The 12,605-nt window shown below is 60.1% G+C and carries 14 protein-coding genes and 1 pseudogene; 8 read left to right on the top strand and 7 right to left on the bottom strand.

The genetic code is table 11. The features are described from left to right. Positions 1-273: 273 nt before the first annotated feature. Genes RB548_RS10315 through RB548_RS10305 form a run of 3 tightly spaced genes read left to right on the top strand, consistent with a single transcriptional unit; the run spans position 274 to position 2,327 of the window. Positions 274-1,374, top strand: a complete 1,101-nt coding sequence (locus RB548_RS10315; RefSeq protein WP_331374825.1) for a septal ring lytic transglycosylase RlpA family protein — start codon at positions 274-276, stop codon at positions 1,372-1,374. Between the two features lie 8 nt (positions 1,375-1,382). Beyond that, entirely contained in the window at positions 1,383-1,547 is a 165-nt protein-coding gene (locus RB548_RS10310; protein WP_331374824.1) for a hypothetical protein, read from the top strand. Positions 1,548-1,577: 30 nt separating this feature from the next. Beyond that, the gene (locus RB548_RS10305; protein WP_331374823.1) at positions 1,578-2,327 is read left to right on the top strand and encodes a DUF1194 domain-containing protein; all 750 of its coding nucleotides are present in this window, start codon (positions 1,578-1,580) and stop codon (positions 2,325-2,327) included. A 404-nt stretch (positions 2,328-2,731) separates the two neighbouring features. Here RB548_RS10305 and RB548_RS10300 read toward each other — a convergent pair whose 3' ends face one another. After that, complete coding sequence (locus RB548_RS10300) at positions 2,732-3,082, bottom strand: hypothetical protein (RefSeq protein WP_408642409.1); 351 nt, start codon at positions 3,080-3,082, stop codon at positions 2,732-2,734. 520 nt (positions 3,083-3,602) lie between these two features. After that, complete coding sequence (locus tag RB548_RS10295) at positions 3,603-4,184, bottom strand: L,D-transpeptidase family protein (RefSeq protein WP_331374821.1); 582 nt, start codon at positions 4,182-4,184, stop codon at positions 3,603-3,605. Between the two features lie 415 nt (positions 4,185-4,599). Between RB548_RS10295 and RB548_RS10290 the strand changes: the two genes are divergently transcribed. After that, positions 4,600-5,130 carry a BA14K family protein gene (locus RB548_RS10290; RefSeq protein ID WP_331374820.1) on the top strand — a complete coding sequence of 177 codons (531 nt, stop codon included), beginning with the start codon at positions 4,600-4,602 and terminating at the stop codon, positions 5,128-5,130. 128 nt (positions 5,131-5,258) lie between these two features. On the opposite strand, the gene RB548_RS10285 is transcribed toward RB548_RS10290, so the two are convergent. Next, positions 5,259-5,756: a hypothetical protein gene (locus RB548_RS10285; RefSeq protein ID WP_331374819.1), complete on the bottom strand. Its 498-nt coding sequence runs from the start codon at positions 5,754-5,756 to the stop codon at positions 5,259-5,261. 390 nt (positions 5,757-6,146) lie between these two features. Here RB548_RS10285 and RB548_RS10280 point away from each other — a divergent pair, with 390 nt between their 5' ends. Further along, positions 6,147-6,620 carry a BA14K family protein gene (locus RB548_RS10280; RefSeq protein WP_331374817.1) on the top strand — a complete coding sequence of 158 codons (474 nt, stop codon included), beginning with the start codon at positions 6,147-6,149 and terminating at the stop codon, positions 6,618-6,620. A gap of 143 nt (positions 6,621-6,763) precedes the next feature. Then, positions 6,764-7,501, top strand: a complete 738-nt coding sequence (locus tag RB548_RS10275) for a class I SAM-dependent methyltransferase (protein ID WP_331374816.1) — start codon at positions 6,764-6,766, stop codon at positions 7,499-7,501. Positions 7,502-7,669: 168 nt separating this feature from the next. Here the strand turns inward: RB548_RS10275 and RB548_RS10270 are convergent, their stop codons facing one another. The 3 genes and pseudogenes from RB548_RS10270 to RB548_RS10260 form a co-directional block, all read right to left on the bottom strand. Continuing rightward, complete coding sequence (locus RB548_RS10270; RefSeq protein WP_331374933.1) at positions 7,670-8,167, bottom strand: autotransporter domain-containing protein; 498 nt, start codon at positions 8,165-8,167, stop codon at positions 7,670-7,672. Between the two features lie 169 nt (positions 8,168-8,336). Then, complete coding sequence (locus RB548_RS10265; protein ID WP_331374932.1) at positions 8,337-9,026, bottom strand: LysR substrate-binding domain-containing protein; 690 nt, start codon at positions 9,024-9,026, stop codon at positions 8,337-8,339. Positions 9,027-9,116: 90 nt separating this feature from the next. After that, positions 9,117-9,248 (bottom strand): annotated as a pseudogene (locus tag RB548_RS10260) (LysR family transcriptional regulator); the annotation flags it as partial. Positions 9,249-9,347: 99 nt separating this feature from the next. Here RB548_RS10260 and RB548_RS10255 point away from each other — a divergent pair. Continuing rightward, positions 9,348-10,304, top strand: a complete 957-nt coding sequence (locus RB548_RS10255) for an NAD-dependent epimerase/dehydratase family protein (RefSeq protein ID WP_331374815.1) — start codon at positions 9,348-9,350, stop codon at positions 10,302-10,304. A gap of 175 nt (positions 10,305-10,479) precedes the next feature. On the opposite strand, the gene RB548_RS10250 is transcribed toward RB548_RS10255, so the two are convergent. Continuing rightward, positions 10,480-11,541, bottom strand: a complete 1,062-nt coding sequence (locus RB548_RS10250) for a LysR substrate-binding domain-containing protein (RefSeq protein WP_331374814.1) — start codon at positions 11,539-11,541, stop codon at positions 10,480-10,482. A 76-nt stretch (positions 11,542-11,617) separates the two neighbouring features. Here RB548_RS10250 and RB548_RS10245 point away from each other — a divergent pair, with 76 nt between their 5' ends. Further along, positions 11,618-12,538, top strand: a complete 921-nt coding sequence (locus tag RB548_RS10245) for an alpha/beta hydrolase (RefSeq protein ID WP_331374813.1) — start codon at positions 11,618-11,620, stop codon at positions 12,536-12,538. Positions 12,539-12,605 lie beyond the last annotated feature (67 nt).

Raw genomic sequence — 12,605 nt, 5'->3', positions numbered from 1 at the left:
TTTCAGGGGAACTTTTGGCATCAAGCCCGATTGTACACTTGGCTCACGGATGGAGCGAACTGGTGGCACGCGGCCGGAATGCAGCAATGCATCGGCGAGTGCTTCAACTGTTATTGCGTCTGTCTCTCGACCCAATGCTCAGCAGACTGCGAGCGCCCACTGCGCGTTTCCTCAAATCGGAGCCGATTTGAAGACAAAAACATGCAGCGATTCAAGGTGTTACAGCGTCCCTTGCGCGTCTGAAAGGACGCGCGGCGCTGTAGTGTCGGGCAGATGGTTATTGATGTAAGTACGGCTGTCAAAGGCGTGCGATGGTTGGCGATCATCATGGTCGGCGCCTGCTGCGCCACCTGTACGACGACGCAAGCGCCGAACACGAACCGCGGCAAGGCATATGTTTCCGAAAAGCTATTGCGTGTGAAGGCGAGCCCGCGGGTCGCCTACAGCAAGAAAAGCCCCAAGGGCGGCGGCCGTTATGTGGTCGGCAAGCCCTATGTGGTGAAAGGCAAACGCTATTATCCCAAGGAAGATCCGAACTACGACAGGGAGGGTGTCGCTTCCTGGTACGGCTCGGCGTTTCGAGGGCGCCGGACCGCAAACGGCGAGGTTTACTATCCCGATCGCCTTTCGGCCGCGCATCCGACCCTTCCCTTGCCGAGCTACGTGCGGGTGACCAATCTTGAAAACGGTTCTTCGCTCATCCTGCGCGTCAACGATCGCGGTCCCTATCACAAGGGTCGGATCATCGACATTTCCAGAAAGGCCGCGGACATGCTGGATCTGAAGCACCGCGGCACGGCCTCCGTTCGGGTGCAGTATGTGGGTCGCGCCCGCCTGGGCGGAAACGATATGCCTTATCTCATGGCCTCCTACGCCAGGAAGGGTGATCGCTTCCCGACTGTCAATCCGGAGCCTCGGATCGCAACTGGCGTGATGGTGGCCTCGATCGGCGATCACTTGCGGAGCGACCGTCAGTCCCCCTGGTCGACGCAGGCGAACCTTGCCGGGAATACGCCGGGCGCCTCCTACCGGACGGGTACCAACGCCGCGATCGCATCAGCGGATCAGAATTTTGGCTTCATGCCTGAGGGCGAGGTTCGCCGTCGCAACGGCATGATCACGGGCGGCGATGCAGCGGTCCGCGACGTGGTCACGCCTGATGTCAAATATTGCCTGGAAGAGCAGAGCGACGACGGTGTCAGCGACATGTGCGCGCTTCCGGTTCTCCCTCTACCGGGTGTCGATCGCGGCAGGCGTCTGATCGGGGTGGTCTGGCGACGCCGCGCTTGCTTAGGCGGCTACCGCTTGCGAGGGACAACAATCAGTCTTGCCGGTAGCGCAGTGCTTCCCTCCTATCGTCATCCCCGGGCTTGACCTACTGCATGTATCAGAGCCAGGGCGTCGACACCGTGGGTGACTTCGGCAACCCGTCGAAGCGGCGGGCGGTGTGCGCAGCCGCCGGTCTGTCGGCCGTCCGGCGGGCGATCCGGGGCCGCGCGTTGAAGAGAGATCCACTTACGCTTGGCGGCGGCGGCCGGCAGGCGTAAAATATTACGCCTCAGGCCCGGGGGGACACCATGCGGGCGCTCTTTTTCCTGCTGCTGCTGATCGCGACGTCTTGCGGGACAGTGCTTGCCGCCGACGTCGACGCGGCAATCGTGTTTGCCGTCGATGCGTCGGCCTCGATCGATCGGTCCACCGCAAGACTGCAACGCGACGGGCATGCGCGCGCGCTTTCCGAGCCGAGGGTGATCGCCGCCATTTCCACGGGATTGAACGGCTGCGTCGCCATCGCCTACCTGGAATGGTCGAGCCCGGGGCTGGCGCGGCTGGTGCTGCCGTGGACGGTGATATGCAACCGCGCCGATGGCCTGATGGCGGCTGAGGCGATCCGAAGGGATGGAGCCGACGGCGACGGCTGCGCGACTTATTGCGCGACATCGATATCATCGGCGATCGCCGCCGGCAGCGCGCTTCTCGGTGCATATGGGGGCCACGCGCGGATGAAGGTCATCGACATTTCCGCCAGCGGAACCAACAACGATGGTCCGCCGATCGGGCCAAGCCGGCTCGATGCGCTGAGGAGCGGGTACATCATCAACGCGATCGCCATACCGCAGGTGAGGGGTGGGGTCGCCTACCGTATGCTCGGCTATTTCATCGACAATGTCATAGGAGGCAGCGGCGCGTTCGCTCTTGAGCCAGTAACCGCCGACGACTACGCCGTGGCCTTGCGCAAAAAGCTGCAGAACGAAATCAGCAAGGCGACCGGTTCGGCGTCCCGCTATGAGATTGCATCGGGAAGGCCGGCGTTTTCGGGCCGGTGACAGAACCTGCCGGCAGGTTTGCTTGAACCGGCTGCGCTTCAAGGAAGCCGCGTCACTCCTCATTACCTAAGCCGGATCCGATTTAGGGAAACATGCATAGGGCTGGCTGGATTCCTGTGACAAGCACAGGAATGAGGATCGGAGGAGAAGCCGTACCGTACCGCAACCAACGAGGCGCAGCAGGCTACTGTCGTGTACTGTGGCGTCCGATTGGACGCGCGCTGTCACGACGCGGTAGAGCATCCCGCTTTCAAGTGGAATCACTGAAAGCGGATAAGATGCTCTAGAATCAAAGAGCTAGAGCGTCCTTTGTACGTTCACTTGAACGCACGGCGCTCTAGATCATTTCATTGTTTCACTGAAACACTGAAATGATCTAACTCCTTGAAACCACGCAATTCCGCTCAGGGAGCTGTCGGCGGGGGTGTGACACCCAGATAGTAGTCGCCCTGGTGGCTACCCTGGTATTCGTTGGTGTAGCGGTCGCGGGCCGCACCCAGGTTCGCCGGCGGTATCCGCCGCTGGTAATAGATGCTGCCGGTAGGCGCCGGATCGACGTAGATCACGTCCGGTGCCGGATCGGCGTAGTAGATGCTGCCTGTCGGCGTGCGATCGACATAGTACATGTCGGCAAAGGCCGGTGCGGCTGCGCCGACAAGGGCGGATGTGAGGACGAATGTTTTCAGAGAAACTCTCATGGCATTGCTCCTGTGTCCGTTGCAGCATCCGGCCCCAGCACGGATGCCATGCAGCATACGTCCTCTCTCCGGCGTCAAACGCACAAAAAACACCTCCTGCATGTTACCCCTAAAACGGTCCCGGTTTAAGGGAACATGCAGGCACGAACGCTGCGGTTGAAACAATAACGCGGTACCGGCGAGAGCGTTCCCGCTACAGCGCCGCGCGTCCTATCAGACGCGCAAAGGCCGCTGTAACGCTTTGAATTGCTGCATGTCTTTGTCCTTAAATCGAAGTCGATTTAAGGACACATGCAGTAGAGGCGCGGCCGGGCGAGGGCAAAAGCGCGGCGTCGCCTTCCTCGGCTGGGCTGATTTCACTCAGGCATTGCCGAGAATTCCCTCATTCTTGTGCTTGTCACAGGAATCCAGCGCGCCCAAGTCCTTGGGCGCGGGAGACCCTTGCACGCAACGTACACCGCTCTCTCAGCACCTGTGTTGCCGGCGAACGGAGTCATTCACGGCGCCGACGCGCCGTGGCTGGCAACTGTGCCAAGTACAGGAATGAGGGACTCCGGAGTTGCGCGTGTGCCGCCGCTCACGCCTCGATGCGGATCGGGGTGCCGTCGGGGACGAGCGACCAGATTTTGCGCATTTCTTCGTCGGTGACGGCGATGCAGCCGTTGGTCCAGTCGAGGAGGAGGTGGAGCGAGCCGAGGAAGCCCCAGCCGTTCGGCAGGCCGTGGATCATGATGTCTCCGCCGGGGTTTTCACCGGTGGCCGCGGCGTGCGCCTTATCGGCGGCGTCGGGGTAGGAGATGTGGAGGCTGAGGTGAAAAGAGGAGTTCGGGTTGTGCCAGTCGATCAGGTAGTCGCCTTCCGGCGTTCGCCGGTCGCCCTCGCGCTCCTTGTGGCCGAGCGGGTTGCCGCCAAGTGACACGCTGTATTCGCCAAGCACCGTGCCGTCGCGCAGGAGCTTGAGCGTGCGCGCGGACTTGTCGACCACTACCTCCTTTGCCTGCAGTTCGGGCGCCGCCATTTCGGGCGGGGTGCCGGAGCCACCGTGCCTTGCCGCAAGCGTATAGCCGCCCGCGCCGGCGATGACGAGCGCCGCCGCCAGGAGTGCTTTCTTCAGGATCCGTAACGCCGTCATCGCATGCCCCGTTTGAACGTCGATCATCGCAGGTTTCCTGCTGCATATTTCCTTAAATCCTGGCCGATTCAAGGGTAAAACATGCAGCAATTCGAAGTGCCATGGCGTCCCTTGCTCGCCTGAAGACGCGCGGCGCCGTAGAGCCCGCGCAACTTGCGTGCCGCGTCCCACGTTCTTCCGTAACAGGATGGCCGTTTCTATCAGTGCGTGTCGAAGCAAGGTGTGAAAGGGCGTCCCGCGGGCAAGAGATCGTGTTTTTTTGCGGCGGATCTCACGGCACCGCGATTCGGCCACTATTTGAAAGGCATGCTTTCCCGCTGCCTGCGTAATTCCTTGAATCGAAAACGATTAAGGACAAAAATACGCGGCAGCACTAAAGTGCTGCGGCGTCGTTTGTGCGTCACGTTTGACGCGCGGCGCTGTAGAGGAAAAGGTGAAGCCAATGAAGAGGCTAGCAATCATTGCCTTGTCGCTGGCGACGGCGCTGACGAGCGTTCCGCCGGCCATGGCGTTTCCCACGATTGCCGCGCCGGCGATGCCGAAGGTAGAAGTTCCGGAGGCGCAGCCGGTCCAGTACAGGCGTTATCGCGGCGGCTACAACCGTGGATATAGGGGCGGCTATCGTGGCGGCTACTATGGGCATAGACACCACGACGATGATGACGACGACGAGCTGGGCTGGGCGCTCGGCGGACTCGCGGCCGGTGCGATCCTCGGCGGACTGCTGGCGCAGCCGTATTACGGCGGGGGTTATTACAACGGCGGCTACTACAACGGCGGCTACTACAACGGCGGCTATTATGCCCCGCCTTACCGCCCGCGCTACTACGCGCCGCGCTATTACCGCCAGACCTACTACGGCAACGGGCATACGAGTTGGTGCTATGCGCGCTACCGGTCCTATCGGGCTTACGACAACACGTTCCAGCCCTATTACGGTCCGCGCCGGGTGTGCGTCTCGCCTTACTATTGACGGGTGATCGGGTGCTGAGAGTGCTGCGCGTTCAAACGAACGCGCGGAGGCAGCGGATTGCCACGAGTTTGTCCCTACAGCGCCGCGCGTCTTATCGGACGCGCATGTCTCCTCAAATCGAGGTCGATTTAAGGAGACATGCAGTAGCGTTCATCTCCACGTGTGACGTCCGGATGGATGCTGTACTCGAAATCCATGGGGAGCTGCGTCTCGCAGCCGTCAAGCCACCGCACGCTGCGCGCAACACGGCTGATACCCAGTTCACGCAACTGTGCGTCGCTCAAATCGTCGATCCCGACTGCCGGGCTACCTCCCCACGTTCTCCATCGGATGGCCAAGGTGCTGAGCCTTGCGAGAAGCCGCAGGAGACCGCTGGTATGTCCAGCCAAGGGCTTGGCGACCTCTGAGTCGACCGTTGTCCGACCGACATCATCGACCGGATGGAGATTGGCCTTCGACTTTTGCTCAAGGTTCCCGCGAAGGCGCTTCCGCTGGTCCCGGGGCGCGACAACGGCTCGCAGGCTCGCCGGGCCGTCGTGCCGACGCGAGGCTTTCTCCGGTCCGACGGGCGTTCCCGGCCGCGTCGCCTGATGCGGGGCCGGCGCAAGGGTGGTGGTATCGTCCATGACAGCCTCCATATGGTTCGAAGGTCCTGCGCTCCCTGCAGCGCCGCGCGTCGCATGCGATTCAGGGGAAATGCAGTAGACCTGAAAGAGGCTGAATTCTGGGGGATACGACCAGCGTCGTAATTAAGCCCGCCCAAATAGTTCTCAAAACTTCCAAACGGGCTGAAGCCGGATGAGGAAAAGTGTGCTCGGTTTTCCGCCCGCATCCCGCGTCGCAACTTATTTGGAATCGATCACGTTTATGATCTGAGTAGGGCTCGAGGAAACATGCGGCAGCCGGCATATGCGAGAGGGTTGCGGAAACGCGCGTCTTTCATTGCCCGATGGTGTATAATCGTCGGAGGGATCAATCCTGCCGCGAAAATCGTTCCTTCAAGAAGGAAGGGAAAGGTGAAGCCCGTGAAGATTGCAGCGACCATCGCACTCGCGCTCCTGACCGCCGTTCCGGCCGTGCCGCCGGTTCAGGCCCAGACGCCGTGCATCGGCGTCTGCACCGGCGTGCCCCTCAGGGGCAATTATGGCAACAACTACGGGACCGGCTATCGGGGCATCTCCCGCCACGATCTCTTCATCGAGCGGGAATACCGGGACTTCCAGGTCAATCGCTATCCGAACTCGGGTGCGGCCGCGCGCTATCGCGGCCAGCCCTACGACATCGGCATCGGCCCGGGCGCGACCGTCGGCGGCCCGAAGCCGCCCGCGCTCGACCCGGGACGCGTTCGCCGGCAGCAGCAGCTGATCCGCTACGACGCCAACGCCCACGCGCGCTGGTGCCGCGAGCGCTACATCTCCTACCGCTCGACCGACAATACTTTCCAGCCGCACGAGGGTCCGCGCCGCGCCTGCAATTCGCCATATAACTGAGCGGGCAGGGAGGTTCGGCGTGCTACGGCGAGCCTGGCGTACCGACTCCGGCACATACGGCCGCTGTCGCGCACTGCATTCGTATGCAACGGGCACCGAGCCTCAACGGCAAGGCGGGCCCGTTTTATGGGGGAGGGAAACCAATGGAAACCGGGCAAAATTTGGCTGAAAGCACATCTTTGGCCAGCACCGACGATGCTCAAGCCATGTTCAACAAACACCTGGCAACGTACCGGAAGATCGTCGGCGAGAACCTCATGTTTCATCGTGAGGTCTATGGCTTGCTTCAGAACGTGCTCTCCCAGGAGATGCTGAAGCCGTTCAAGTTTCTCGATATCGCCTGTGGGGATGCGGTCGCCTCAGCGGCTGCGCTGAAGGGGAGCGCCATCGACCACTATTACGGGATCGACCTCTCTGCGCAGTCCCTGGAGCTCGCAAGAGAATCGCTGAAAGCCTTGCCCTGTCCTGTCGATTTGCGGTGTTGCGATTTCGTCGAGGCAATGGCCGACTGGTCCGATGCCGTAGACGTCGTGTGGATCGGAATGTCGCTTCATCATCTGCAGCCGGAGGGAAAGGTCCGGCTGATGAAAGACGTGCACGATACCTTGAGCCGCAGCGGCCTGTTTCTGATCTGGGAACCCACCCTCCTCGAGGGGGAGAACCGAGCCGAATGGCTTGACAGGTTCTCGGCATATCGCAGCGTATGGGCCGCCATAACCGACGAAGAATTTGCAACGATGGAGGCCCATATGAGCCTCGCCGACTTCCCGGAGTCGGCCGACACATGGAAGGCGATGGGCCGTCAAGCCGGGTTCTCCCATGCCGAACAAATATTCCTGATGCCCAATCGTTTAGGGAGAGTCTTCCAGTTCAGGAACTGACATCGCGTTCCTGGCACGACTGCATGTATCCCCAAATCGGAGCCGATTCAGGGATACAAACATGCAGCATTTCAAAGTGCTACAGCGTTCCTTGCGCGTCTGATAAGACGCGCGGCGCTGTCGACGCACGGCGGCTGCAGGCACGCCCGCTCGCGCCCCGAGCCGGTCTCAGAAACTCCAGGACACGTGAAGCTTGCCCTCCCATACGTCGAGGTCATCCTGGCCGAAACTCAAGTATCCCGCCGTCGCCTCGATCTGAATGAAATCGTTCAGCAGCGTTCTGAAGCCGGAGCGAAGCGAAAACGCCCAGGGCGACGGCGTGACCTCGGAAAGGTCGCCGGTCAGGATCTTGCCGTCGTTCGGCCGCTCGAATTCGTATTGCGCGCCAACCTCGGCGAAGACCCGGAACGGCTGTCCGTCCGACAGGCGGAAGTTGCGGCTGACCTCGGTCGTCAGATCCAGGACGCCGTAGTTGAAGCTGCCGCCGGGAAGGGAAACGCTCACCGGCAGGTTGAGGATGTTGCCCGAGAGATCGTAATCATCGCTCTTCACGTGGGAATAGGTGACGGATACCTCCGGGCGGACGAAGTAGGCGCCGAACTTGTATTGGCCGTACAGCGAGACTTCGCCCGAAAGGCGCTCGGAATCGTAGTCGCCGCTGAGCACGCTCAAGTCGACGTCGTTGTCGGCCCGAAGCGGGCTGCCAATTCGTTGCGCGGGGACGGCAGGTCTGTGCCCTCAGTTCCGTCGTTCGGAGTATTGGATCGAGCTCCTGGAAGCCGACGGTCTGCTTGGGGGTGATAGCATCCGGAAAGCGCCAAAAACGCCATCCGATCTATGCGGGTCTTGCTGGCCCGCGATATCGCATCTCGTCAACGAACGCAGAAAACGCGGCCGAGTTTCGCTTTCGGCTCGGATAGTACAGGTGAAAACCTTCATAGAAGGGACACCAGTCGACAAGGACTTCCTGGAGACGGCCCTCCGCGATCAAGGGCGCAGCCACCTCCTGCGATATCCAGCACAGCCCCAGCCCATCAACCGCCCCGTTCAGCGCCGCTCCCGCGGTATTGAACGCGGATTGCCCCTCCACACGCAGACTGACATCGCGCCCGTCCGGGGAGCGAAATTCCCATCGGAGATGGCCGCCGGAGCCAGCAAGCCGAATGTTGATGCAATCGTGGTCTTGCAGATCATGAGGCGTAGTAGGCGGCGACCGTCCTGCGAAGTATGAAGGTGCGCCGACAACGCTAAATCGCCAGTCCGGCCCAATCCGAGTTGCGATCATGTCCTTTTCGAGCGCTTCCCCAATGCGGACGCCCGCGTCGAACCGCTCAGCGACAATGTCAACAAGCGCGTAATTCATGTCGAGTTCGACTTGAATGGCTGGATACTTCTTGAGGAACGCGCCGAGCTTGGGCCGGAACACGGTCTCGATGACCACGTCTGTGCAGGTGATTCGAATTGCCCCCGCCGGATTGTCGCGAAGGGAACCGATCTTCTCAAGTTCAGCGTCGATCTGGTCCAATAGCGGCGCGATTTGTCTTTGCAGTCGCGCACCCGCTTCCGTCGGCGCGACATTTCGCGTGGTTCGCGACAAAAGCCGCAACCCGAGCCGTTCCTCCAGTCCCTTGATCGTATGGCTGAGAGCGGACGGCGTCACGCCCAATCCAGCCGCCGCTTTCGTGAAGCTGCTCTCCCTCGCGACGGCAATGAACGCGGTCAACTCGCTGATCTGATCTCTTGGCATTTGATGAGCTTATTTCACAAACGCATGCACTTTACGCCCGCTAATAAGCTAAAGCAATGCATGCTAGTTTGGCGTCCGGTCACAAAGGGGAGCCAAGTTATGTCACGTATCGTCGTTATCGGAGGCAGTGGTCACGTTGGTAGTTTCCTCATTCCGAGGTTTGTGGAACTCGGGCACGAGGTCGTCAACGTCAGTCGCGGCACGGCCAAGCCTTACCGTCCCCACTATGCCTGGGGCCTGATCGAGAGCGTTACGCTCGATCGCGCGGTCGAGGAAAAGGCGGGCCAGTTCGGAGCCAAGATCGCCGCGCTCAACGGCGATATCGTCGTGGACATGATCTCGTTTGATCTCGCCAGCACGCGGCAGATCGTGGAAGCCCTGCGTGGCAAAGTCCGGCACTACCTTTTTTGCAGTACGATTTGGGTCTATGGCCGCCTTGTCGCTGTTCCCTCGGCCGAGACGGATCCCACGTCGCCCATCGATGCCTACGGCAAAGGCAAGGCCGAGAGCGAGGCTTGGCTGATGCGTGAAGCCCATCTGAATGGGTTCCCTGCGACCTGCTTCCGCCCCGGCCACATCGTTGGTGAGGGCTGGGTTCCGACAAACCCGCTGGGCAACTCCAATCCCGAGGTCTACTCCTTGATCGCGCGTGGCGAGGAACTTGTTCTTCCCAACCTCGGGCATGAGACATTGCACCACGTCCATGCCGACGATGTCGCGCAGTGGATTATTCGCGCAATCGAGAACCGGTCAGCGTCGGTCGGTGAGATTTTCAACACCGTGTCCGAACAGGCGATTACCCTGCGTGGCTACGCGGAGGCGGTTTATCGTTGGTTCGGAAGGGAGCCCCGTATTTCCTTCAAGCCCTTCGAGGAATGGCTGGCGGAACTCGGAGAGTTCGCGGAAAACTCTCGCGGCCATATCGTTCGCAGTTCCTCGCATTCAATCGAGAAGAGCCGCCAGCGCCTCGGATACAAACCCCACTATACAAGTCTGGAAGCCATCCATGAATCGGTGCGGGCACTAGTGACCGAGGGCAAAGTCGCGTCGGCGTGATTCAGCACACTTGCCGCATCTCGGGGCGAATGACTTCTTCCTGGCAGATAGCGGAAATGACTTCCGCTTTGCGCCCCAAGTCGGTCATAGATGCCGTGGTCGGGCCGGCCTTGAAGCGGACATTGTTTTGGCAGGGGTTACGTCCCTTAGCGCCATAAGCGGTCGTTCAACATAGTTAGCGATCGTGGAGACGCGACTCAGATTTCTGCGTGAGATGGTTTTGCATGAGGCTGGTGGACTGCTGCCAATAATCCACGAATGCGCGGAGCTTCGGCAGCATCTGTTTACGGCTAGGAAAGAAGATGAAAAAGCCAGGACTAGTGGGCATGAAGGTTTCAAGGCACGTTTCAAGCAGTCCCTGCCGTATCAGCGGTTCGACAACAACACCGATGTTATAGGCCAGGCCTGTCCCCGCCTGCGCAGCAGCAAGAGAAGTTCCAGGCCCGTTAACGGTTAAAGGCCCCTTCACATCCATCGAGAAGGCTCTGGTGTCGCTCTCCTCAGAGGGCTCCACAAAATCCCACCGGTAGACCGCGCCTCCGGCGAGGCGAATATTGATACAGGCATGATGCTCAAGCTCTTCCGGCCGCAGAGGCTTCCCGCGATCTGCAAAGTAAGCAGGTGACCCCACAACCACCCTCGGAGAAGCTTGGGTGAGCCGTACGGCCACCATATCCTGTGCGATCATTTCCCCGACCCTGATGCCTGCATCATAGCCTTCTCCGGCGACATCGACAAAACGGTCCTCAAAGACCAGTTCGAGTTCGATGTCCGGGTATGCGTCAGTAAATCCCTTGAGCATGGGCTCGATAAGCGTCTGCGCCACATAGGGTACGCTCAAGCGCAGCAGCCCTCTTGGGTTATCACTGAGGCGCTGAGCCGCCTCATATGCAGCTTCAACGTAGGCGATGCCCGCTGTAGCCTGCTCCAAAAAAAGTTGTCCCGCTTGGGTAAGGCCGACAGATCGTGTTGTGCGGGTGAAAAGCGGCGCGCCCACACGCGCTTCCAATTGCTTGACCGTCCAACTGATTGCAGCAGGCGTCACGCCGAGTTCAAGCGCAGCAGCGGTAAAACTGCGTCGTTCCGCGACACGGGTAAAGACGACTATTCCATCCAGTAGGTCCGCTCGCATTATCAAATCTACCTTAAAAACCCTTTCATATTTTTGCAGATTATCAAACTGTATTCCACCAAATATTATTTGAGCGAATAATGAGGAAGCGCCGCCAATGCCCATTACATCGATTACCCGCCGGAACCTCGGTCTTGCTGTTGGTGCGACTGCCGTCCTCCTCAGCGCAGGGAAAAACACCATGGCACTGACACTTACCGAACGAACCCAACCAGTGCCTGAAAAAGTCAGCTTCGAGAGCGGGGACGGGTTCGTCGTAGCCAATCTTTATCTTCCAGAGGGACATGATCCATCGCGCCGCTATCCAGCCGTGGCGGTCGGCGGTTCGCTAACCTCGGTGAAGGAGCAGATGGGCGGAAATTATGCCGGCGAGCTTGCCCGGCGCGGCATCATTGCGCTCGCAATTGACTATCGCAATTACGGCGAGAGTAGCGGTGCGATGCGCCAGTTCGAGGACCAAGCTTCAAAGGCAGAGGACTTGTCGGCCGCCTTGCGGTACCTGAAGAAACGTAGCGACGTCGCCGGGACCGGTATCCTCGGAATTTGCACGTCCGGCGGCACGGCTCTTTACACGGCTGCGAAGGACCCCAATGTGGGCGCGTTAGCCACTGTCGCAGGTTTTTTCTCCGACCCGGAACTGGTGTCGAAGATGTTCGGCGGCAAAGAGGGTATCGACAGCCGGATCGCGGCAAGTCGAGAGGCGCGTAAGCGCTATGACGACGAAGGGGTAATCCAAACGGTCTTCGCCTATATGCCGAACGACAAAACTGCGGTGAGCTCCGGCCCCAACGAATACTATATGGATCATTCACGCGGCGGGAGCGTTCGCGCCTGGCGCAACGAGTTTGCAGTTATGGCGTGGGAGCCCTGGCTCGCGTTTGATCCTTTGGCCCAGGCTCCGCATGTTACGGCACCAGCTCTCGTAGTTCACTCAGATGGCGCAGCGTTCCCTGATCAGGCTCGCAAAATGTATGGCCTTTTGGCGGGTCCGAAAGAATTACATTGGACAGAGGGAAAACACTACGACTTTTACGACCAAGCCGAGACAGTGCGCCAGGCTGCTGACCGGGTTGCGTCGCACTTCCACAGCAAGCTCGGTTGACGGTCAGCCAAGCACGACAAGCAAGTCCGATGACGGCTTTGGGCCATTCAGCCCTTGGCGGCAAGAA

Origin of the sequence: Sinorhizobium chiapasense (assembly GCF_036488675.1) — a bacterium.
Lineage (GTDB): Bacteria > Pseudomonadota > Alphaproteobacteria > Rhizobiales > Rhizobiaceae > Sinorhizobium > Sinorhizobium chiapasense.
This window is presented reverse-complemented; position numbering and strand designations above follow the sequence as displayed.

Excerpts from the sequence above, each read along its gene's own strand:
- RB548_RS10315 (WP_331374825.1), top strand. The coding sequence starts at position 274 with ATGGTTATTGATGTAAGTACGGCTGTCAAAGGCGTGCGATGGTTGGCG.
- RB548_RS10310 (WP_331374824.1), top strand. The coding sequence starts at position 1,383 with ATGTATCAGAGCCAGGGCGTCGACACCGTGGGTGACTTCGGCAACCCG.
- RB548_RS10305 (WP_331374823.1), top strand. The coding sequence starts at position 1,578 with ATGCGGGCGCTCTTTTTCCTGCTGCTGCTGATCGCGACGTCTTGCGGG.
- RB548_RS10300 (WP_408642409.1), bottom strand. The coding sequence starts at position 3,082 with ATGCTGCATGGCATCCGTGCTGGGGCCGGATGCTGCAACGGACACAGG.
- RB548_RS10295 (WP_331374821.1), bottom strand. The coding sequence starts at position 4,184 with ATGATCGACGTTCAAACGGGGCATGCGATGACGGCGTTACGGATCCTG.
- RB548_RS10290 (WP_331374820.1), top strand. The coding sequence starts at position 4,600 with ATGAAGAGGCTAGCAATCATTGCCTTGTCGCTGGCGACGGCGCTGACG.
- RB548_RS10285 (WP_331374819.1), bottom strand. The coding sequence starts at position 5,756 with ATGGACGATACCACCACCCTTGCGCCGGCCCCGCATCAGGCGACGCGG.
- RB548_RS10275 (WP_331374816.1), top strand. The coding sequence starts at position 6,764 with ATGGAAACCGGGCAAAATTTGGCTGAAAGCACATCTTTGGCCAGCACC.
- RB548_RS10255 (WP_331374815.1), top strand. The coding sequence starts at position 9,348 with ATGTCACGTATCGTCGTTATCGGAGGCAGTGGTCACGTTGGTAGTTTC.
- RB548_RS10250 (WP_331374814.1), bottom strand. The coding sequence starts at position 11,541 with ATGGGCATTGGCGGCGCTTCCTCATTATTCGCTCAAATAATATTTGGT.
- RB548_RS10245 (WP_331374813.1), top strand. The coding sequence starts at position 11,618 with ATGGCACTGACACTTACCGAACGAACCCAACCAGTGCCTGAAAAAGTC.